This is a genomic window from Serratia silvae, from assembly GCF_023282985.1.
GTDB lineage: Bacteria > Pseudomonadota > Gammaproteobacteria > Enterobacterales > Enterobacteriaceae > Chania > Chania silvae.
The window spans coordinates 52,482-71,901 of sequence record NZ_JAGQDC010000010.1 but is presented as its reverse complement, the minus strand read 5'-3'; the positions used below and the strand labels follow the sequence as shown (position 1 = coordinate 71,901).

The 19,420-nt window shown below is 50.3% G+C and carries 16 protein-coding genes and 1 pseudogene; 9 read left to right on the top strand and 8 right to left on the bottom strand.

All coding sequences use genetic code 11. The features are described 5' to 3' along the window. Positions 1–19 precede the first annotated feature (19 nt). Complete coding sequence (gene arsC / locus KAJ71_RS13645; RefSeq protein ID WP_248946236.1) at positions 20–373, top strand: arsenate reductase (glutaredoxin); 354 nt, start codon at positions 20–22, stop codon at positions 371–373. A 204-nt stretch (positions 374–577) separates the two neighbouring features. Here the strand turns inward: arsC and hda are convergent, their stop codons facing one another. Continuing rightward, entirely contained in the window at positions 578–1,279 is a 702-nt protein-coding gene (gene hda, locus KAJ71_RS13640) for a DnaA inactivator Hda (RefSeq protein WP_248946309.1), read from the bottom strand. Between the two features lie 465 nt (positions 1,280–1,744). On the opposite strand from hda, the gene KAJ71_RS13635 reads away from it, so the two are divergent. Together KAJ71_RS13635 and KAJ71_RS13630 are read left to right on the top strand one after the other, a co-directional pair. Further along, a complete protein-coding gene (locus KAJ71_RS13635; protein ID WP_283106764.1) occupies positions 1,745–2,695 on the top strand; it encodes an HAD family hydrolase in 951 nt (316 codons plus the stop codon). Positions 2,696–2,843: 148 nt separating this feature from the next. Next, positions 2,844–3,341: an E3 ubiquitin--protein ligase gene (locus KAJ71_RS13630; protein ID WP_248946235.1), complete on the top strand. Its 498-nt coding sequence runs from the start codon at positions 2,844–2,846 to the stop codon at positions 3,339–3,341. Positions 3,342–3,464: 123 nt separating this feature from the next. Here the strand turns inward: KAJ71_RS13630 and KAJ71_RS23645 are convergent. After that, positions 3,465–3,640, bottom strand: a pseudogene (locus tag KAJ71_RS23645) (RNA-guided endonuclease TnpB family protein); the annotation flags it as partial. Between the two features lie 437 nt (positions 3,641–4,077). On the opposite strand from KAJ71_RS23645, the gene KAJ71_RS13625 reads away from it, so the two are divergent. Together KAJ71_RS13625 and KAJ71_RS13620 are read left to right on the top strand one after the other, a co-directional pair. Beyond that, complete coding sequence (locus KAJ71_RS13625; RefSeq protein WP_248946234.1) at positions 4,078–4,878, top strand: winged helix-turn-helix domain-containing protein; 801 nt, start codon at positions 4,078–4,080, stop codon at positions 4,876–4,878. Next, positions 4,868–5,368 carry a YqeJ family protein gene (locus tag KAJ71_RS13620; protein WP_248946233.1) on the top strand — a complete coding sequence of 167 codons (501 nt, stop codon included), beginning with the start codon at positions 4,868–4,870 and terminating at the stop codon, positions 5,366–5,368. The genes KAJ71_RS13625 and KAJ71_RS13620 overlap by 11 nt, the downstream gene beginning before the upstream one ends. Positions 5,369–5,456: 88 nt before the next feature. Here KAJ71_RS13620 and uraA read toward each other — a convergent pair whose 3' ends face one another. Then, positions 5,457–6,746 carry a uracil permease gene (gene uraA, locus KAJ71_RS13615; RefSeq protein WP_248946232.1) on the bottom strand — a complete coding sequence of 430 codons (1,290 nt, stop codon included), beginning with the start codon at positions 6,744–6,746 and terminating at the stop codon, positions 5,457–5,459. Between the two features lie 120 nt (positions 6,747–6,866). After that, the gene (gene upp, locus KAJ71_RS13610) at positions 6,867–7,493 is read right to left on the bottom strand and encodes a uracil phosphoribosyltransferase (RefSeq protein ID WP_024484908.1); all 627 of its coding nucleotides are present in this window, start codon (positions 7,491–7,493) and stop codon (positions 6,867–6,869) included. A gap of 255 nt (positions 7,494–7,748) precedes the next feature. On the opposite strand from upp, the gene purM reads away from it, so the two are divergent. The 3 genes from purM to speG all read left to right on the top strand — a co-directional run bounded on the left by purM (position 7,749) and on the right by speG (position 10,094). Beyond that, positions 7,749–8,786 (top strand): phosphoribosylformylglycinamidine cyclo-ligase, encoded by a 1,038-nt coding sequence (gene purM, locus KAJ71_RS13605; RefSeq protein WP_248946231.1) that lies wholly within the window; start codon positions 7,749–7,751, stop codon positions 8,784–8,786. Next, a complete protein-coding gene (gene purN, locus KAJ71_RS13600; RefSeq protein ID WP_248946230.1) occupies positions 8,786–9,424 on the top strand; it encodes a phosphoribosylglycinamide formyltransferase in 639 nt (212 codons plus the stop codon). The genes purM and purN overlap by 1 nt, the downstream gene beginning before the upstream one ends. Before the next feature lie 112 nt (positions 9,425–9,536). Next, on the top strand, positions 9,537–10,094 hold the full coding sequence (gene speG, locus KAJ71_RS13595) for a spermidine N1-acetyltransferase (protein ID WP_248946229.1): 558 nt from the start codon (positions 9,537–9,539) through the stop codon (positions 10,092–10,094). Between the two features lie 154 nt (positions 10,095–10,248). Here the strand turns inward: speG and KAJ71_RS13590 are convergent, their stop codons facing one another. From KAJ71_RS13590 to KAJ71_RS13580, 3 genes are all read right to left on the bottom strand, one after another. Beyond that, entirely contained in the window at positions 10,249–10,626 is a 378-nt protein-coding gene (locus tag KAJ71_RS13590) for a hypothetical protein (RefSeq protein WP_248946228.1), read from the bottom strand. Next, positions 10,627–14,706 carry an RHS repeat-associated core domain-containing protein gene (locus tag KAJ71_RS13585; protein WP_248946227.1) on the bottom strand — a complete coding sequence of 1,360 codons (4,080 nt, stop codon included), beginning with the start codon at positions 14,704–14,706 and terminating at the stop codon, positions 10,627–10,629. Positions 14,707–14,781: 75 nt separating this feature from the next. Next, positions 14,782–16,914, bottom strand: a complete 2,133-nt coding sequence (locus tag KAJ71_RS13580) for a type VI secretion system Vgr family protein (protein ID WP_248946226.1) — start codon at positions 16,912–16,914, stop codon at positions 14,782–14,784. 977 nt (positions 16,915–17,891) lie between these two features. On the opposite strand from KAJ71_RS13580, the gene KAJ71_RS13575 reads away from it, so the two are divergent. Continuing rightward, positions 17,892–18,587: a bactofilin family protein gene (locus KAJ71_RS13575; RefSeq protein WP_248946225.1), complete on the top strand. Its 696-nt coding sequence runs from the start codon at positions 17,892–17,894 to the stop codon at positions 18,585–18,587. Between the two features lie 12 nt (positions 18,588–18,599). Here KAJ71_RS13575 and pstB read toward each other — a convergent pair whose 3' ends face one another. After that, the gene (gene pstB / locus KAJ71_RS13570; RefSeq protein WP_248946224.1) at positions 18,600–19,412 is read right to left on the bottom strand and encodes a phosphate ABC transporter ATP-binding protein PstB; all 813 of its coding nucleotides are present in this window, start codon (positions 19,410–19,412) and stop codon (positions 18,600–18,602) included. Positions 19,413–19,420: the final 8 nt, after the last annotated feature.

The window sequence follows — 19,420 nt, the reverse complement described above, 5'->3', positions numbered from 1 at the left end:
GAACAAGGAAAGAGAAAAGATGAAAAACGTCACTATTTATCACAACCCACGTTGCTCGAAGAGCCGTGAGACGCTGGCACTGTTGGAACAGCATGGCATCGAACCGCAGGTGGTGCTGTATCTGGATACGCCACCTTCTGTCTCTGAGCTGAAAAAACTGCTGCTAGAGCTCGGTTTCGCTTCGGCCCGTGAACTGATGCGCAAGAAAGAAGATCTCTACAAGGAACTGAATCTGGCGGATAAAACCCTGGGCGAAGAGCAACTGCTGCAAGCGATGGTGACCCACCCGAAACTGATTGAACGCCCAATCGTGGTCAAAGACGGCAAAGCCCGCATTGGCAGACCACCGGAGCAAGTGCTGGAGATCTTGTGATCCCGTGACGGCTAGCCGGGTGCTCATCCGCCCGGCCACTGAAATTACAACGTGTATATGCTGAATATCTCATCCACCAGTTCCATACGAAACTCGTCTGCCAGCTCCCCCGCTTGCCGCCGCCAGTGCTGCACAGGCGCATATCCTGTCATTCCGCTGTGCGCTCGAGGGGTGAATAGTCTAAAGAGTGGGAATAGTGGCTAGCTACAGCCCCAGGATTTCCTTCACAAACGGAATGGTCAACTTGCGTTGCGCAGTGATCGACGCACGATCAAGCTGATCCAGCGTCATAAACAGCGTGCGCATTTCACGATCCAGGCGCTTGAGCAGGAAACGGCCCACGTCTTCCGGCAGTTCGAAACCTCGCAGTTTGGCGCGCAACTGCAACGCCTGTAGTTTCTCTTCGTCCGACAGTGGCTGTAGCTTGTAGATCTGCCCCCAATCCAGGCGCGAGGCCAGATCCGGTAAATGCAGATTTAGCTGGCGCGGCGGACGATCTCCGGTGATAAACAGGCGGGTGCGGCCGGTTTCCAGAATGCGGTTATAGAGATTGAAAATCGCCATCTCCCATTCCTCATCCCCGGCAATGCACTCGATGTTATCGATGCAAACCAACGCCAGCTGTTCCATGCCGTCCAGCACTTCGGGCACAAAATAAGCCCGTTTATCCAAAGGGACATAGCCTACTGCTTCGCCACACTGCGAGAGTTCGGCACAGGCCGCATGTAGCAAATGGCTGCGTCCCCCGCCTTCGCGTGACCAGAAATAGATATAGCTACCATGCTCCTGACGGACTGCGGATTGGATCGCGGCTAATAAGGATGGGTTCTCACCCGGATAAAAACTGGCAAAAGTTTCATCATCGGGTAGATAAAGTGGCAGTGAAAGCTGTGCCGGCGTATTCAGAAAAGCACCTCAACCAAAACTGGCAGGAAAACGCAGTCAGTCTAACACAAAAAGCGACTGCTGTTGAACCCACAGTGAGAACAACAGGTTCGCAGCCAGAGTTTGTTCACTTTTCAATCACTCAACTATTTACACGACTCACGTGTTCAAAAAATAGCCACCCCCGGCCATTTAAATATATCTCGAATACTGGGTTATATATTAAAGCCCAATCATTCACATCTTGAATTTAACATTAATCCTAGCATAATCCTCTCTATTTACTCTATTGCTAGAAATGCGATCAACACCCTATTTTTATTCAAATCAGCACCTATAATCGCAGCCAAATAAACATAAATAGAGGGTACCCTGATGTTTGGTTTTAAAAAAGTAATTGCTTTATTAATGACATTTATCGGCGCAATATCCGTATCCACAGTCAATGCAACAGAATTATCCGCTTGGCCAGCGGAACAGGCCAAGGTGCTAAGTCAACTGATTGCTGAACGAGCCAATAAAGGTGACTTTGCCGTGTTTGATATGGACAACACCACCTACAAAAACGATTTGGAAGAGTCGCTGCTCCCCTACCTGGAAAATAAAGGGCTATTGAAGCGGGAAAAAATCGATCCCTCATTAATTCTGATCCCCTTCAATGATAGCCTCGGCGAACCTGAAAGCCTATACAGCTACTATCATCGCCTGTGCGAAATGGACGATTTGATCTGCTATCCCTGGGCGGCGCAGATATTTTCCGGCTTTACCTTACGGGAGTTAAATCAACACGTTAATGACTTGATGGCGCTGAAAGAGAAAATACCGGCCAACTTTATTCAGGACAATAAACTGCACCAAAAGAATGTAGAACCGCCACGCCTGTTGCGCGGTATGCAGCAGCTGTTTGCCAAACTGCAAGAAAATGGTATTGAGGTCTACATCATGAGTGCCGCACACGAAGAGCTGGTACGCATGGTTGCCAGCAATCCGAAATATGGCTACAACGTCAAACCGCAAAATGTGATTGGCGTAAATACTCTGTTGGTAAACCGCAAAACCGGCGAATTGACTACGGCACGTAAGCAGATAAAGGCAGGAAACTACCACCCAGAAAAAAATCAGGACTTGACGATGACGCCGTATATTGTCAACCCAATGACCTGGTTTGAAGGCAAAGCGGGCAGTATTTTAGGCTATATCGACCAGTGGAAAAAACCGATTTTAGTCGGCGGTGATACCCTTTACTCCGATACCTATATGTTATTAAACAGCACCGATGCGCAAATCGGCCAACGACTCTGGATCAGCCGAAATCCGGCAACGTTAAAACAGTTGGAACAACTGCAACAAGATGCTGCCGCCCAGCAGAAAAAAGCGGGTCAGCCAGTTACCGCCGATAAAAACTGGATCGTAGTTAATCAGCAAGATATTGAGTAACGGTTGAGCAGATAGCACCACGATGGTGGCGAAAAATCAGCCACCATCGACGGTAAAAAGGTTTATTTTGATGCGAGATTTGTCTTATATAGTCAAGCTGTTCTAAGATCAATCCCACAAACACAAGATAACCGAAAGGAGCTAGACCGTGAAATCGTGGAATAAAGTGCTATTGGCCTCAATGGTGGGCTTGCTGCTGGTGGGCTGCGATGATGCCAAGGTTGATTCCCATCTGGATAAGGCCAAAGACAGTGCCGAGCAAATGAAAGATGCGGCGGCAAAGAAAGCGGATCAACTGACTGACGATGCCAAAGCCAAAGCAGATGAGATCAAACATGCCGCGGCGGCCCAGACGGAACAGCTGAAAGACCAAGCCTCCGCCATTAAAGATGACGCAGCCAAGCAGGCAGATGCCCTTACTGATGAGGCCAAAGCCAAAGCAGCAGCGATCAAACAGGATGCAGACAAACAAAGTCAGCAGCTGATCGACCAAGCCAAAAACATCAAGGCCGATGCAATTAACGGAGCTAACGATCTGGCGCAGCAAGCCAAGGAAAAAACCGAACAGCTCAAGAACAGCATGGACAGTAAGACTCAACAGGCTGACGGTAAAAACGAACAACCGGTCCAACCCACCAATCAATAAACAGATTTGGTCTGTAGGGCGCAATGCAGCGCCCGTTTGGCTACCCGCCTATCATTTCTTTCATTTCCCGGTTGCACGACGACGACTCAGGGTGAGGTTTTTAACTCACCTGCCATGTCACTGCAGACTAGCCTCTATCGGTAATAACTTGGGTATTTTTGATGGCCGCGTCGAGTACCTTCACACCAACGCAATGATAACTGGACTTGTTTGCCATATTGATTTGAACGCGGGAAATCATGATCTCAGCGTCGGATTAAAGACGTTGGAAAAACCCTATCGAGGTTAATCACAGCCTGTTACATTATTGAAACAATAACATCGGGATATCAAACGTATTATTTTATATAAGCATGAATCTAGAATGTTCTTAACAAAGGATAGGATCTCTGCCTAATAACAGGAGGTTCAGGAAATGAGCAGACTCAGACCGATACCGACGATGGTCGCCAGCGCCACACCTTTCAACTCCGCCGCAATCACCAGGTGGTCGATGTGCTCGCCAATGCCGCAGGCAGAATGGTGTTGATGAGTAACGTGGGTACCTCATTGCATCATTCTGTCCCATTTGAATTAGATCCTCTTAAGCTTTACCTATCAAAGTGAAATCAAAAAACAGACACAAGCACAGTATTTTACACTCATGATAGGTTCCAAACTAAATCAGGATAAGACTTTACAGCAAACAAGAACAATCCTATTATGTTAGATGACTTTAATTGCTCAGAGGATTGAGATGATTGGTTACTACATGATAGATAAAAAGATAGTCTATAATATTGATAACGGGGAAATTTTCAACCTTAATAAGTCAGAAGTAAAAGTAAAGCTTTCTAAGCCTGCAGCTAAATGCTTACAAAAACTCATTGATGCCGATCATCAAATTGTCCCTCCAGATGAGCTTATCAATGACATTTGGAGACAGAAAGGCGTCGTTGTAAGCGCTAATACTCTCTATCAGCATATTTATATCCTGAGGAAACACCTTTGCTCTCTGGGATTAGATAAAAACATTATTAAAACGACTCCACGTTCCGGATTCAATATTCCATTAGAATTTACTATTGAGCCATTCAACGAGAAGTTCGAATACGTAAAGCAACAAGAAAATCAAAATCAGCACCAAAAAACTGACAAAGAACTGACTTCACCATTAGAAAAAAATGACTTACCAAAAGTAAGCAATAGGTTAATTAAAAGACGAATATATCGATATTCTTACATTTTTACTGCCATCATTATTATTTTATCGATTTATATTTACGCTTCAATAAAACCGTTAGAGGATAATTATCCTTTATTGGGTCAATATGAAAACTGTGAAATATATGGTGAATCTAAAAATTTAACATTTTCATATGTAAAATCAAGAGCGTCCAAGAGGGAAGTAATTTGCAGCCACGTTAAAAAACATTATTTATATTATTTCGGCAATAATGAAGTCAAAAGAGAATCAATTATTTTGTGTGATAACAAAATTGACGGGAATTTAAAAAGCAACTGCAAAACATATCATTGGACCGGTTATGAAGACTAAGAATATCATTCCTTTAGTAATATTAACCTGTGCTACTCTGGCATCGGCGTATTATTTGATTTACGTAAAAAACAAAGCGGAATCTATATCTTGCGAATCAACGCTTTATTACAAAATTTTCGTTCCAAAACCTGGAATGATATCCGACCAACATATCATCATGAATTTAAAAGGAAACAATAGCCGAGATGATGGGAAAGGACGAATTTCATTGACTGCAAAATATCATACTGGAAATGACACATACTATGTCAGGCGTGATATTATTATCAGCTATCAAGTTGATAACAATGGATTATATTTCTTTAAAACCCTCTACATTAATAAATATGCCAGAGATACCATTCCTGAAAATATCGAAAAACAGCTACTTCCAGATATTTTCTCTAAATTAAATAGCTTAACCGGCTACACCATTCGCCCGGCAGGTAAGCAAGGATATCTTATCTATATTACCGATACGCCCATTCTTTTCTGTAATCGGTTATAATCGTGCAACATTTCCATGCATAAAGCCAATGTTCCTCACCATTGAGGAGAGTAACACTGGCTCCATCATGCTGATAAGCACTTGCCTGTTATTGATGATCAAGCCGCTCTTCCGGCACATCGATCACTTCTTCTTCCTTACGGTACAGGCTGATCAGTTTGAACAGCAGGCTTAGGCCAACACCGACGATGGTCGCCAATGCCATACCTTTCAGCTCCGCCGCACCGATATGCACTTTCGCGCCACTAACGCCGATAATCAGGATCACCGAAGTCAGGATCAGGTTCTGCGCCTTGTTGTAATCCACCTTGGATTCGATCAATACGCGGATACCCGAAGCGCCAATCACACCGTACAGCAACAGGGAAACGCCGCCCATCACTGGCACCGGCACCACCTGGATCGCCGCCGCCAGCTTGCCTACGCAGGAAAGTAGAATGGCCAGAATAGCCGCTCCGCCAATCACCCAGGTGCTGTAAACCTTGGTGATGGCCATAACACCAATGTTCTCACCATAAGTGGTATTTGGCGTTGAGCCGAAGAAACCAGAGATCACGGTAGAAATCCCGTTGGCAAACATTGAGCGGTGCAGGCCTGGATCGCGCAGCAGGTCTTTTTTAACGATATTCGCCGTGACCACCAGGTGACCAACGTGCTCGGCAATCACCACCAATGCCGCAGGCAGAATGGTGAAGATGGCGAACCACTCAAAGCGTGGCGTGTAGAAGGTCGGCAAGGCAAACCAGTGCGCGTCACGGATTGGCGTCAGATCCACTACGCCCATAAAGAACGACAGCGCATAGCCTACCAACACCCCAACCAGAATCGGGATAATCGCCAAGAAACCGCGGAACAACACCGAACCTAAGACGGTCACCCCCAGCGTCACCAGCGAAATGGTGATGGTGGTGCTGTCTGCGGAGGTGCCTTCCGCCGGTAACAGCCCGGCCATATTGGCCGCCACGCCCGCCAGCTCCAAACCGATGACGGCAACGATTGCGCCCATTGCCGCAGGCGGGAACATCACATCCAGCCAACCGGTTCCCGCCTTCTTGACGATCAACGCCACCAGGCAGAACAGTACGCCACACATGATAAAACCACCCAGAGCGACCTCATACCCCAGCGGCAACAGCAGCAACACCGGTGAAATAAACGCAAAGCTGGAACCCAGATAGGCCGGTATCTTGCCCTTACAGATAAACAGATACAGCAATGTCCCCACGCCGTTGAACAACAGCACCGTCGCCGGGTTGATCTTGAACAGGATTGGCACCAGCACGGTGGCCCCGAACATGGCAAACAGATGCTGGAAGCTGAGTGGGATAGTCTGGAACAGCGGCGGGCGTTCACTAACGCCGATGGCGCGACGGGTCATGGGGTGTTTTTCCTCTGAGTCGTTGTCATTTGTGTAAGCTGGGTTATCTATGCCCAATGGATTACCAGACTCGGCAATACTGAGAGCATAAAAAAGCCGACTCTCAGGTCGGCTTATTGATTACTTGGTACCAAATATCTTATCGCCTGCATCACCCAGGCCAGGCACGATGTACCCTTTGTCATTCAGACATTGATCGATCGAAGCGGTATACAGCTCAACATCCGGATGCGCTTTCTCCAGCGCGGCGATCCCTTCAGGAGCCGCAACCAGCACCAGCACCTTGATGCTGCTGCAACCGGCTTTCTTCAACAGATCGATAGTGGCGATCATCGAACCACCGGTAGCCAGCATTGGGTCAACCACCAGCGCCATACGCTCATCGATGTTGGAAACCAGTTTCTGGAAATAAGGAACAGGCTCCAGGGTTTCTTCATCACGATAAACCCCAACCACGCTGATACGAGCGCTCGGTACGTGCTCCAGCACCCCTTCCATCATGCCCAGACCGGCACGCAGGATTGGCACTACGGTAATTTTTTTCCCTTTAATCTGCTCAACTTCAACCGGCCCACACCAGCCCTCGATGGTGACTTTCTCTGTCACCAGATCGGCGGTCGCTTCATAGGTCAGCAAACTACCCACTTCAGAAGCCAGCTCACGAAAGCGTTTGGTGCTGATATCATGTTCGCGCATCAGACCAAGCTTGTGCTTAACCAGCGGGTGCTTCACCTCAACGATCTTCATCATTTTTCTCCTATTAAGGTGGTTGACGGCCAAAAAAATCGCCGGATTATACCGCCTTTTGCTCCCAACGCCACTACCAATAGCCGGATCGAGATCAACAAAAGAGTGATCAACAGTATAGAAGACGAAATGTTCGAGCGGGCTCACATGGTTCTCGCAAACGTTTGCTTGCGCTGTTAGAATTGCCGCGCCTGGTTCCGGCATCACCGCCGGAAGCACCGTTCTCAAACCGCAAACCGTCGTGGGGATCGCGCAGTGACCGACAAAACCTCTCTCAGCTATAAAGACGCAGGTGTCGATATCGATGCTGGCAACGCATTGGTAGACCGCATCAAAGGTGTAGTGAAACAGACCCGCCGCCCGGAAGTGATGGGTGGGCTGGGCGGTTTTGGCGCCCTGTGCGCGTTGCCGCAGAAATACCGCGAGCCGATACTGGTTTCCGGCACCGACGGCGTGGGCACCAAGCTGCGTCTGGCGATGGATTTAAAACGCCACGACACCATCGGTATCGATCTGGTGGCGATGTGTGTTAACGATCTGGTGGTTCAGGGTGCTGAGCCGCTGTTCTTCCTCGATTACTTCGCCACCGGCAAGCTGGATGTGGATACCGCTGCCAGCGTGATCACCGGGATTGCCGAAGGCTGTAAACAGTCCGGCTGTGCATTAGTCGGTGGTGAGACCGCCGAAATGCCCGGCATGTACCACGGTGAAGACTACGACGTCGCCGGTTTCTGCGTGGGCGTGGTTGAGAAATCCGAAATCATCGACGGCAGCAAAGTACAGTCTGGCGATGCACTGATCGCTCTAGGCGCTTCAGGCCCGCACTCCAACGGTTATTCGCTAGTGCGCAAGATCCTGGAAGTGAGCAAAACCGATCCCACCACCACCGACCTGGCGGGAAAACCGCTGGCAGACCATCTGCTAGAACCGACCAAGATTTACGTCAAATCGGTACTGGAATTGATCGAGAAAGTGGAAGTGCACGCGATTGCTCACCTGACCGGCGGCGGTTTCTGGGAAAACATCCCACGCGTATTGCCAGAGGGGATGCTGGCGGTGATCGACGAATCGAGCTGGCAGTGGCCTGCCGTGTTTAGTTGGTTGCAGCAAGCGGGCAACGTGAGCCGTCATGAAATGTACCGCACCTTTAACTGCGGCGTCGGTATGGTGATTGCACTGCCACAGGGATCGGTAGAAAAAGCCATCGCAATATTAACCGCTGCGGGTGAAAAAGCCTGGCAGATTGGTAAACTGACCGCTTCTTCTGACGAACAACAAGTGGTCATCCAGTGATGAAAAAGATTGTGGTGTTGGTCTCCGGCCAGGGGAGTAATTTCCAAGCGCTGATCGACGCCTGCCAACAGGGCCGGATCGACGCCACTATCGTGGCGGTATTGAGCAATAACGCGCAGGCTTATGGCCTGCAACGTGCCGAAGCGGCTGGCATTGCCGCTCAAGCGCTGGATGCCAAAGCCTTTGCCGATCGTGAAGCCTTTGACGCCGCGCTGGCACAAGCCATCGACCAATACCAACCCGATCTGGTGGTGCTGGCCGGTTATATGCGCATCCTCAGCAACACCTTTGTGCAGCACTATGCCGGGCGCTTGCTGAATATCCACCCTTCCCTGCTGCCGAAATACCCCGGATTGCATACCCATCGCCAGGCTATCGACAACGGCGACGCCGAACATGGCACCTCGGTGCATTTCGTCACGGAGCAGCTCGACGGTGGCCCGGTGATCCTGCAAGCCAAGGTACCGATCTTCCCCGGTGACGAGGAATATGAGGTCATTGAGCGGGTACAGACCCAGGAACACACCATTTACCCTCTGGTGGTGAGCTGGTTTATCGAAGGGCGGCTGGCAATGCGCGACAACGCCGCCTGGCTGGACGGCGAACGCCTGCCAGCACAAGGTTATGCCGCCGACTGACCCGCCATTTACCTGCAATCTAAACGGTGCCTTTCACGGTGCCGTTTTTTTTCGCCTTGGATCAGCTCCTGGGGTTATACTTTTGCCAGATTATTGATACCGAGGAGAATGTATGTCGAGCACCACCAACGTCAGGCTACGCCCGCTGGAGCGGGAAGATTTGGCGTTTGTTCACCAGATGGATAACAACGCCAGCGTCATGCGCTACTGGTTCGAAGAGCCTTATGAAGCCTTTGTTGAGCTTTCCGATCTGTACGATAAGCACATTCACGACCAGAGCGAACGGCGTTTTATCATCGAGCATGAAGGGGCCAAGGTCGGGCTGGTTGAACTGGTCGAGATCGACCATATCCACCGCCGCGCCGAATTCCAGATCATCATCGATCCGGCGCATCAGGGCAAAGGCTACGCCAGCACCGCCGCCAAACTGGCGATGGACTACGGCTTCTCGGTACTCAACCTGTATAAGCTGTATCTGATCGTCGATAAAGAAAACCCGAAGGCGATCCATATTTACAGCAAGCTGGGCTTTGAGGTGGAAGGCGAACTTATTGACGAATTCTTCGTTAGCGGCGCATACCGCACCGTGCTGCGTATGTGCATCTTCCAGCCGCAGTATTTGGCGAAGTTCAAGACGGCCCAGCCTGGTGATAAACCGCTGGTGAAGTAGCCTGTTTTGTCACTGAAGCAGCCCTAAAGGGCTGCTTCGAATTGCTAATCAAATCTCAACCGGCTTTTTAGGTAGATCAGCGGTGATAAATATCCTCACAGGAGAAAAAATAGCCCTCTTTATCAAAATAATAAAACTCTTTCATTTTTCACGGCTATGCCTGTCGATTTTTTATCAAAAAATATAATGTATCACATAGAGCAACATCGCTTTTTGATAGTTGAAAAGAATCTTTATTTTCATTTAACTTGTTAAATGATATTACACCAGATTCATTACAAGAAATGGAACTTAATTCTGAAGTAAATTTAATTTTTGGAGCATAGCTTTTAATATCATATGACCAATCAGATAAGTTCGAAGATTTCTCTAGAAATACTTCCTTTACTTTATTGTCAGAAATAACACCTTGTCTTACAATTCCCCCTGATTCATATATAAAGTACGAGTATGATTCAGATAAAGAATCCATTGATACATTAGTCTTGCACCAAGGTATAAAGCTTAACACAAAAAAAATAAAGTTATTCATTTAAAAAAACCCTCTAATACTCTCAATTATACTATTAAACTTATCTTTTACTCTTTTTTTAATAACCATGCGAACAGCTTCATTATACTCACTATTTGAATAAGTTCTGCAATTATTAAAAGCAACATTATATGAACCTGTTTTTCCTATCTGGCCCTCTAAATAATGTTTTATTAAAGCATCCTCTTCTGGTGTCGTTTTGAATGACTCAGCTATTTTTATAGCGTTATCATTGTCTACATATACCATCCCATCTCCGGCTTTTCCTGCGTTGGGCATACCTGATGGGCTTCCCGATATGCTAGGATCTTGAGTATAGACGCCAAAGCTTATACCATAAGTTCCAGCTCCATCATCAACCTCAACTTTTCTGTGCCAACCACCTACTGCGTGAGTATTTACCAATCTGACATCAAGCCCCAATGGGTCACCCCATTGAAGCGGATTCAACGGGTAACTATATAAATTCATCCCACCTAATAACCCAATCGGATCCTGATTGATATACCGCCCCAGCATCGGATCATAGTAGCGATGGCGGTTGTAATGCAGCCCCGTTTCCTCGTCATAGTGCTGCCCCTGCATACGGATCGGCTGGTACAGGCGCTGCGGATTGCGCCCTGCAACCTGATTGCCCCAGGCATCAAATTCAGCCTGCCAATCTACACCCCCCTGCTGATTGATCAGCGCCAACGGAGTGCCCAGATGGTCACAGTGGTAGAGGTGAACTAACGGGGTTGCTCGTTCCGGCAACGGTTTCAGCATCGCCAGTAGTTGTTCCTGGTTCAGTTGCGCATGGTTCAGCCATTGCTGGCTATGTGTGCTCAGGGTACCCTCACGCAGTTCCTGTTCTAACCGATGTAGTTGGTCGCAGACCTCCGGCTCGAAACGCATACCCGCGTCCTGCTCCAAGGTCTGGACCAGCGTCTGCACCACCGGTGGCGCATCACCTTCAATACGTAACAATGGCACAAAACTGCCCGGTTGATAGAGCGTATGAACACGCTGCCCGTCACTTTCAGTAAGTACCAATCTGTCACCATCCCAGCCGTACCACGTCACACATGCATCTTCACGAGGTATGCCCTGCGGGCTAAGGTGAAGGATGCGTTTACCCACCCGACGCCCCAGCGGATCATAGATGTAATCCCCCTGAGTGGTACCGTGGCCGTCACTCCAGCTTAGCGTGTAAGCATAGTGGATCAATCGGTGCTTGCTGTCATAGCCGTAGCGGTGCACTTCGCTGTCATTGGCATGACAGCGCTTCTCTACCAGATTGCCGTAGACGTCATGCCGATAGATAAAGGTTTCGTCTTCCTGCAGGCGGTTGTCCAACAGTGCCGGATGGATCGGGCTGCGCTCATGTGGCTCAAAAGAGGCCGGGGAACGCATTCGTGGCAGACGGTTTCCTGCCGGATCGTACTGATACTGTGACGGGTAGACACCGAGTTCTTCACTCAGGCGATTAGCCTCATCATAGACAAAATGACGCATGTCACCAGCACCGTTACTGATATGGGTCAACAGCCCACGATTATCGTACCGGTGTTCACGATTGAGTGGCGAGGTTGGCTGGCCTGCCAGGGCAAAGCGGCTTAAACGGCCTGCCGCATCGTAGTCTGTTTGTCGGGTGGTAGCACCAAAACGGCGGCTGCTTTCACGGTGCAGCGCGTCACGTTCAAACTCCAACAGCGGTTTGCCATCCAAAGCAACGCCCAGTAGGTGACCAGGGCCGTAAGTCAGCCAATCAATCGCCGGCAGGCCATCCGGCAGGGTTTGCGCCAATCCCCCTCGCGCCTGATAGCTGTGGCCAATGGTATGGCTCCAGCGAACCTGTTCGTGCGGATCGAGCACCTTCTGAGACTCCCTGATTACTCGCCCGGTTAGATCGCGCTGCCACAGCACACTCACCCGGTGACCGGCACTGTGGTGTTCTAGGCTCTGCAACAGGCCGTTTTCGGTGTAAGACCAGTTCATCTCATCTGGGCTACCGTCGGTCAGCGAGGGACAGACACTCTTTATCACCCGTCCGGCAGAGTCATAATGCCAATCCGTGGTCAGCCCGCAGTCGTCACTCTGAGTCAGTTCGCCCCCCACATTGTAGTGATACGACTGCTGACGCCCATCAAAGCCAGTTTCCTTCACTAAGCGATCCCGCTCGTCGTATTCAAAAAGCGTCTGTGCGCCGTTTTCGTTGATAATCGCCCGCAACCGCCCGGCCACATCGTGGCGGAACTGCTGAATCAGGCGGCCGCTAGCCAGTAAGCTGCGCTGCACCCGTCCCCATTCATCATATTCGCTATCTTCATACCCTCCGTCGGGGAAGGTTGTGCGCACATGATCACCCGCCTCGTTGTACTGATAATGCGTGCTTTCGCCAGTGGCGGTAGTGAATCGAGTCAAACGCCCACGATCATCATAGGCCCGCGTGATTGACAGCCCCTCTTCATAGGTGACTCGAGTCACCTCCCCCCACAAATCATATTCATAATCCGTGGCGCATCCAGAACAGTCGGTGTAGCGTTTGAGCTGATCGTATTCGGTCCACGCCAGTTGCTGGCGTCCACCGTCCGGCACCTCAATGGCGACCAATTGATCGGAAACATCGCTGGCGTAGTGATAGCGAGTCGTCTGCTGCAAGGCATCGCTTTGCGCCATCAACCGCCCCAGATCGTCATATTCTTTCGTGATTTCGCTGCGATCCGGCTGAATGACCCTGACGACTTGATGCTGGGCATTGTAGCTATAGCGGGTCTGCTTGCCATCCGGTGCCGTGATACAAGACAGATTGCCGTTCGCCACGTCCAGCTCAAACTCGGTTTTGCGCCCTAGGGCATCAACCGTAGCGGTCAAGCGACCACTGCCGTCAAATTCGTTGAGCGTAAAGCCGCCATCTGCGTTCTGATGTTTTACCAGCCGGCGCAATCCTCCTTCACCAGTAAAATGGTAAATCTCTTCACGCCCCAGGCTATCGGTGACTCTGGTGAGCTGTGGCTCATAGACAAAGTGATAATCCAACCCGCCAGGGTTGTGTTGAGTGGCCACCTTACCTTCATCATTATAGATATAATGGGTGGCAGGGCGACCAGCGTAGCGGTGAGCTACCATTCGTCCAAGATAGTCAGGGTGCCACTCAAACTGCCGCACGGGATGGTCGGCCCGGTCATACACTACCGCTAATTCTCCACGCGGGTTGTACTCATAACGCACCAGCGGAGCGCTGGGCAGATCGGCAAACCCTGGAGCCGAGACCAGATATACCGCAGACAAGCGTATGCCGTCATCGGTGCCATAGCCGCTCACGCGGGTAAGGATCAACGGGGGAATTTGAGTCAGCTCTAGCCGGAAGCGCCGCCCAGCGCCATCTACCACACCGGTGATTTTCCCGGCAAATGTACCGTCGGCATCGCGCAAATAATGCAGTTGGTGGCCATTGCGCTCGGCCAGCCCCCACAACGGGCGGTGGATCGGCAATGGTTCAGGTAACACGGCGTCAACCGCAGGAACGGTCTGCACATAGCCGAACACCCACCACGGCCCCAGCGGGTCATTCGCCACAAAGTAGTAATGAGTGTCTTCACGCAGGCTCAGTGGTAAAGAGTGCCAGAGTGGAGCCAACGCATGACTCTCGTTAAGCTCAGCTACGCCACCCCGGGCCAACCACAGTTTTTCACTGCGGCTGTAGACGATATCTCCGGCCTGCAATGACTCAAAGTGCAGGCTGCGCCCACCATTGTCATTGAGGATGAGTACATCTGGGTGTACCTGCAGGCTGACGTCGAATGCCCCTTGCCAACCCGGCCCGAACAGGCCAATCGGGGCTGGAGTCGGGGTCTGATAGCTGCTGTAGCTACGGTTTATCACCAACCGGGCGGGGCCTGGCAAGGCGACATCCGTTTCGCCGGGTAACACTTTGGCACCCAACGATGGGTTCACCGGATTACCCGTGGTGATACCGCCGGGGCAGACAGAACAGGCAATGCCAGTAGAACTGCCAATTAACACGCTGGCCGCCCCCTGAACTATCGGGCCTCCCTTTAGGGTTGCATCCCCTTGGCGGGCTGCGGGTTTTCCACTCATGTTAACGCTCCTTGTCTGAAATCGGTCTAACCATCGCTATCAAAATAACAGGCGAAATATCGGGCATATCAGGGGTTAATCTCCCCCCTCTTCGGGTAAAGGCTCACTTTTTGGGGAGTCCGGTGCTTTTTGTGACGCCCCGCAGTTCCACTGCACCATGTCGCCATCACCGTGCAGGCCACTTTTGCTCTGCAATTCAATGTGCTGCCCATTGAGGAAAATGCCCCCGTCTTTCGTCAGCACTAACCGGGCCTTGCCGCAAACCAACTCCAGGTGTTCCCCGGCGGAGTAAATGGCTACCTTGCCGGCGCTTTGCTCTATGCGCTCGCCCACGCTCACGCTCATTTTCTTACCCACATCAATGTGGTAACTCTGCCCCACCAGCAACGATTTGGTGAGCCCCACCTGGGAAGACTGGGAAACACCGACCGAGGTATTCATCGCCATACCCACCGTGGTCTGCCAGGCCATGCCAACCGTCAACGCTTTGGCAATGCCAATGGTCTCGGCCTTGTTCATCCCCACGGTTTCCGTCTGGTTCATCCCAACCAGCAAGCTCTGGTTCATATCTACCGTTTCTTTCTCATTCATGTGCACAGCAATGGTCTGGTTCTTATCCACAGTCACCGACTGGTGGCCTAAGACATGCTCGCTGTGATCGTTATCTACACGGGTACTGCGGTTATGCAGTACTTCTGTTCGCATGTCTTTCTGCGCATGCAGATACAGCTCCTCCGCCCCGGTTGCATCCTCAAAGCGCAGTTCATTGAACCCCTGACTCTTGTAGGATTTTGATCGAATAGACATCTGGGTTTTTTTGGCAGGTAAACCGTTAGGCACTACGTTATTGGCATGGTACGTCCGCCCGGTCACTATCGGCTGATCTGGGTCGCCACCCAGAAAATCGACAATCACTTCCTGACCGATACGCGGAATGGCAATAGCCCCCCAACCTTCGCCAGCCCAGGCTTGTGATACCCGCACCCAGCAGGAACTAGTGTCGTCACCTTTGGCCTCACGATCCCACGGGAATTGCAGCCGTACACGACCATGCGCATCGGTATAGATTTCTTCACCAGCCGGACCTACGACTTTGGCTATCTGTGGCCCATCCATTACCGGCTTAGGGAGGGGCGACGGACGCCAGGTCTGTTGGTCTGGGATAAAACTGAATTGGCAACTGAGCGTGGTGCCCTGGCCACCAGAGGAGGTGAGCAGCGCCTGAGGCTGTGAGCCGCGATGGATAACCTGCACCGGCTGCCAGCAGGTGTTCAAATCTTCCCGGGGGTGGGCACCGAGGGTAAAGCGGATCCCCGGCTGCAAGGCAAAACAATTACTCTCCCCGTAGCCTTGATGGGCATCGTTGCGCAGACCATCAAGGCGATACCGGGCAAACTTTTCCCCAATACCATCCTTAAACCGCCCAGGATAGTCGTAGTGTTCGTAAACCTGTTGCTGGTTCTGCAGATCGCGGCCCATTCGGTCGTACTCTGCACGCCAAATGGGGTCTTTAAAAGTGTAATCCTTAAGCGTCACTGAGGTTGGCCGGATCCGGCTGCTCAGGCGCAGTGAACTGATGCAGAGCTCAGGGGAAGCTACTGCATTAGTTGCGTTGTAGGGGAGTTCAAGACCGATTTGCAGCGCGAAGATATCGTCGGTAAATACCAGGGTATGGCCTTTCTCATCAAACTCAAAAAAGTAGAAGATACCTTCCTCGGCAATAAGCCGTTGGATAAAACTCAGGTCATTTTCAGAGAATTGGACGCAGAACTCACGCTGCGGATGCGGATATCTAAACGCGTAGTCTACTTTTGTAATCCGGTTTTCTTTCATCAGCGTAGCAAGGATAGTCTGAATATCCTGCAACTGGAAAATACGCGAGTTCTGCCGCAATGACGCCCGCCATAGTTCAGGGCGTATCACCATTTGGTATTGTGTTTGATGCAGCCCGGTATCCCCTTGCTCAAACGAGGAAACAATGCCGCTGATCGAGCGCTGAACCACACCGGCCAGGGTTACCGTCAGCGTCGCGGTATTATCCATGACCGCCGCAAAATCTACCGCAGGATCGGCACTGACCAGGCATACTTCCAGGGCATAAGGGGTAGAAAAAGCCTCCTGCAATTCAAAGCTCACCACCGCAAAGGTCGTTGCTGGCAAACTGGCTGAAACGAGTGTGAAATTAAGCCCGGTCAGGGAGGACAACATAATCATTCACCTCTATGTGGCCGAAGAAACATTTACCGGACAAGCCGCAGTGTTACCTGAGATCCCGGCTAAAAAAAAGCAAAATAGAACCATTTTCCGTTAAACCCTGTCGTTAACTCATCAATAGATAATGACAGGCTAATCATTGATACCGGTGATATCACCTTGAGACTTTAGCGATTATAATAATGTGCACTGCTAACAGAATAACAAACTTCTTATTAGCATCATCAAGGGAAATACCATTACAATGAATTATTAAGTTACCGAATCAAATACCATCCAAATCACAGGGCTATCCTATATGAATTAATATCAATCGCAAAAGTCAGGAATATTCTCAATCAGACAACAAAGTAATATCTTATTATTTTTGTAAAAATAGAGGATAGCACTGGGTTTTTATACCATACATAAATTAAAATTAATTTTATATGCAAAAACAAAATAAATAAAAAACACAACCGCATGAAATTAAATGCTTTTTATAAAATTAAGCAAAAAAAATCTTATGATCATAAGCCCCCATCCAAAGAGACAGCGACATCAAGCCGATTTAATTGACTATTTTCGCCCTTAATACGTATTGCCTTAGTGCTACGGCATCAGCCAAAAAACGGCAATCCGGAGGGATAACAGCCCCCCGGAAATCTCAGAATTACTTAGCGCCCAGATAATCCCATTTTCCCACTTCCGCACCCATATTCATTCAAAAAATCAATTTAACTTTAAATATCATATAAATAATTGATTGATTTAGCCGGTTAAGATTTACCCTGATTGACTAACCGAGTGGTGAATTAGCTCGCATTATTAGGTATCATCCCCGTTACTACGGATAGCCCTACAGGAACCGTCACGCTGGTTGCCGGCAGAAAACCTCTGGCATCCCACACTTTCGCGTAGAATGGACTTCAAACGGCCTGAAAAACATGCGTAATTACAACTTATTATGGTGTGTATGGGGATTATGGGCATTGTCCATCGTTCTCTGGCTGACAGGGATCAGCTTCACCGGAGTCTACTTTAAACGCGCGCTGCTGGCCGCCTTGGTTCTGGCACTGCTGGCAACGCTGGCGTTTATCTACAAAATAACAAGGATGAAGAAAATGTTGTCATTCAATAAGAAGAATAAATTGCTGGCTGAAGAAAAGGCGCAGGAGCTGATCGATCAGCCCGTACCATTTTTGGCTACCCACTCCGAGCCAAACCCGTCAAGCGATGCTGTTGACGCCATCAAGCCAATCCGCGCCAAGAAAGACACCTTTATCTCCAATGGTGCACTGTTCACCGGCGTGATCGAAGGCGATGGCAATATCATCGTCGAAGGTCGGGTTGAGGGAAACATCATTTGCAGCCACATGGTGCGTATTGAAACCAGCGGCCATGTCAAAGGTGAGATCCGCGCCCAGCAGATCATGATCAATGGCGCGGTTGAAGGCCGTTGCTTTACAGACTCGATGTCAATCCAGCCTAAAGGCAGCATGCGCGGGGATATTTTCGCCGACGAAATCTCCATCGAGAAAGGCGGTCTGTTTATTGGCCAGTCGCAACTGATGCAAAAAACGCCTACTCAGGCCCAGCCCGCTCAAGCAAAAGTGACCGCGCTGAAAAAGGTTGAAACTGAACAGCAGGAACAACCGACTCCACAGCCGAGCAAGCAAGCCAATTAAGCCCCTCGCCCGTCAACCATAGCGGCCAGTGATGTAATCCTCTGTGCGGCGTTGACGTGGCGAAGTGAAAATCGCGTCGGTATCGTTATATTCCACCAGCGTCCCCTGGTGGATAAACGCCGTATAGTCGGAAACCCGCGCGGCCTGCTGCATGTTGTGGGTCACCAGCACCACGCTGTAGCGCTGTTTCAGCACCGAAATCAACTCCTCGATGGTTAAGGTGGAAATCGGATCCAGCGCAGAGGTCGGCTCATCAAGCAGCAACACTTCCGGTTCAACCGCGATCGCCCGTGCAATCACCAGCCGCTGCTGTTGGCCGCTGGATAGGCGGAACGCATTTTCCCGTAGCCGATCTTTCACCTCATGCCACAGCGCAGCGGCTCGCAAGGAACGCTCCACGGCTTCATCCAGAATGCGCCTGTCACGGACGCCCTGTAAGCGCAGGCCGTAAACCACGTTTTCGTAGATCGATTTCGGGAACGGGTTTGGTCGCTGGAATACCATGCCAACGCGCCGCCGCAAAGCGGCCACGTCAATCTGCGGGCCGGAAATGGTTTCGCCATTAAGCTGCAGTTCGCCGTCAATCCGGCAACGATCCACCAGATCGTTCATCCGGTTAAAACAGCGCAACAGCGTCGACTTGCCACAGCCTGAAGGGCCGATCAGCGCCGTCACCCGGTGTTTGGGAATACGCAGGGAAATATTGTGCAGCACCTGCTTGTCACCATAAAACAGATCCAGGCCATTTACCGCCAGCGCGGTATGCTCATCGGCCAACTGCTGGACATCCAGCCGGGGTGGGCTGCCCGGCGTTATCAGGCTCATTTGGCACT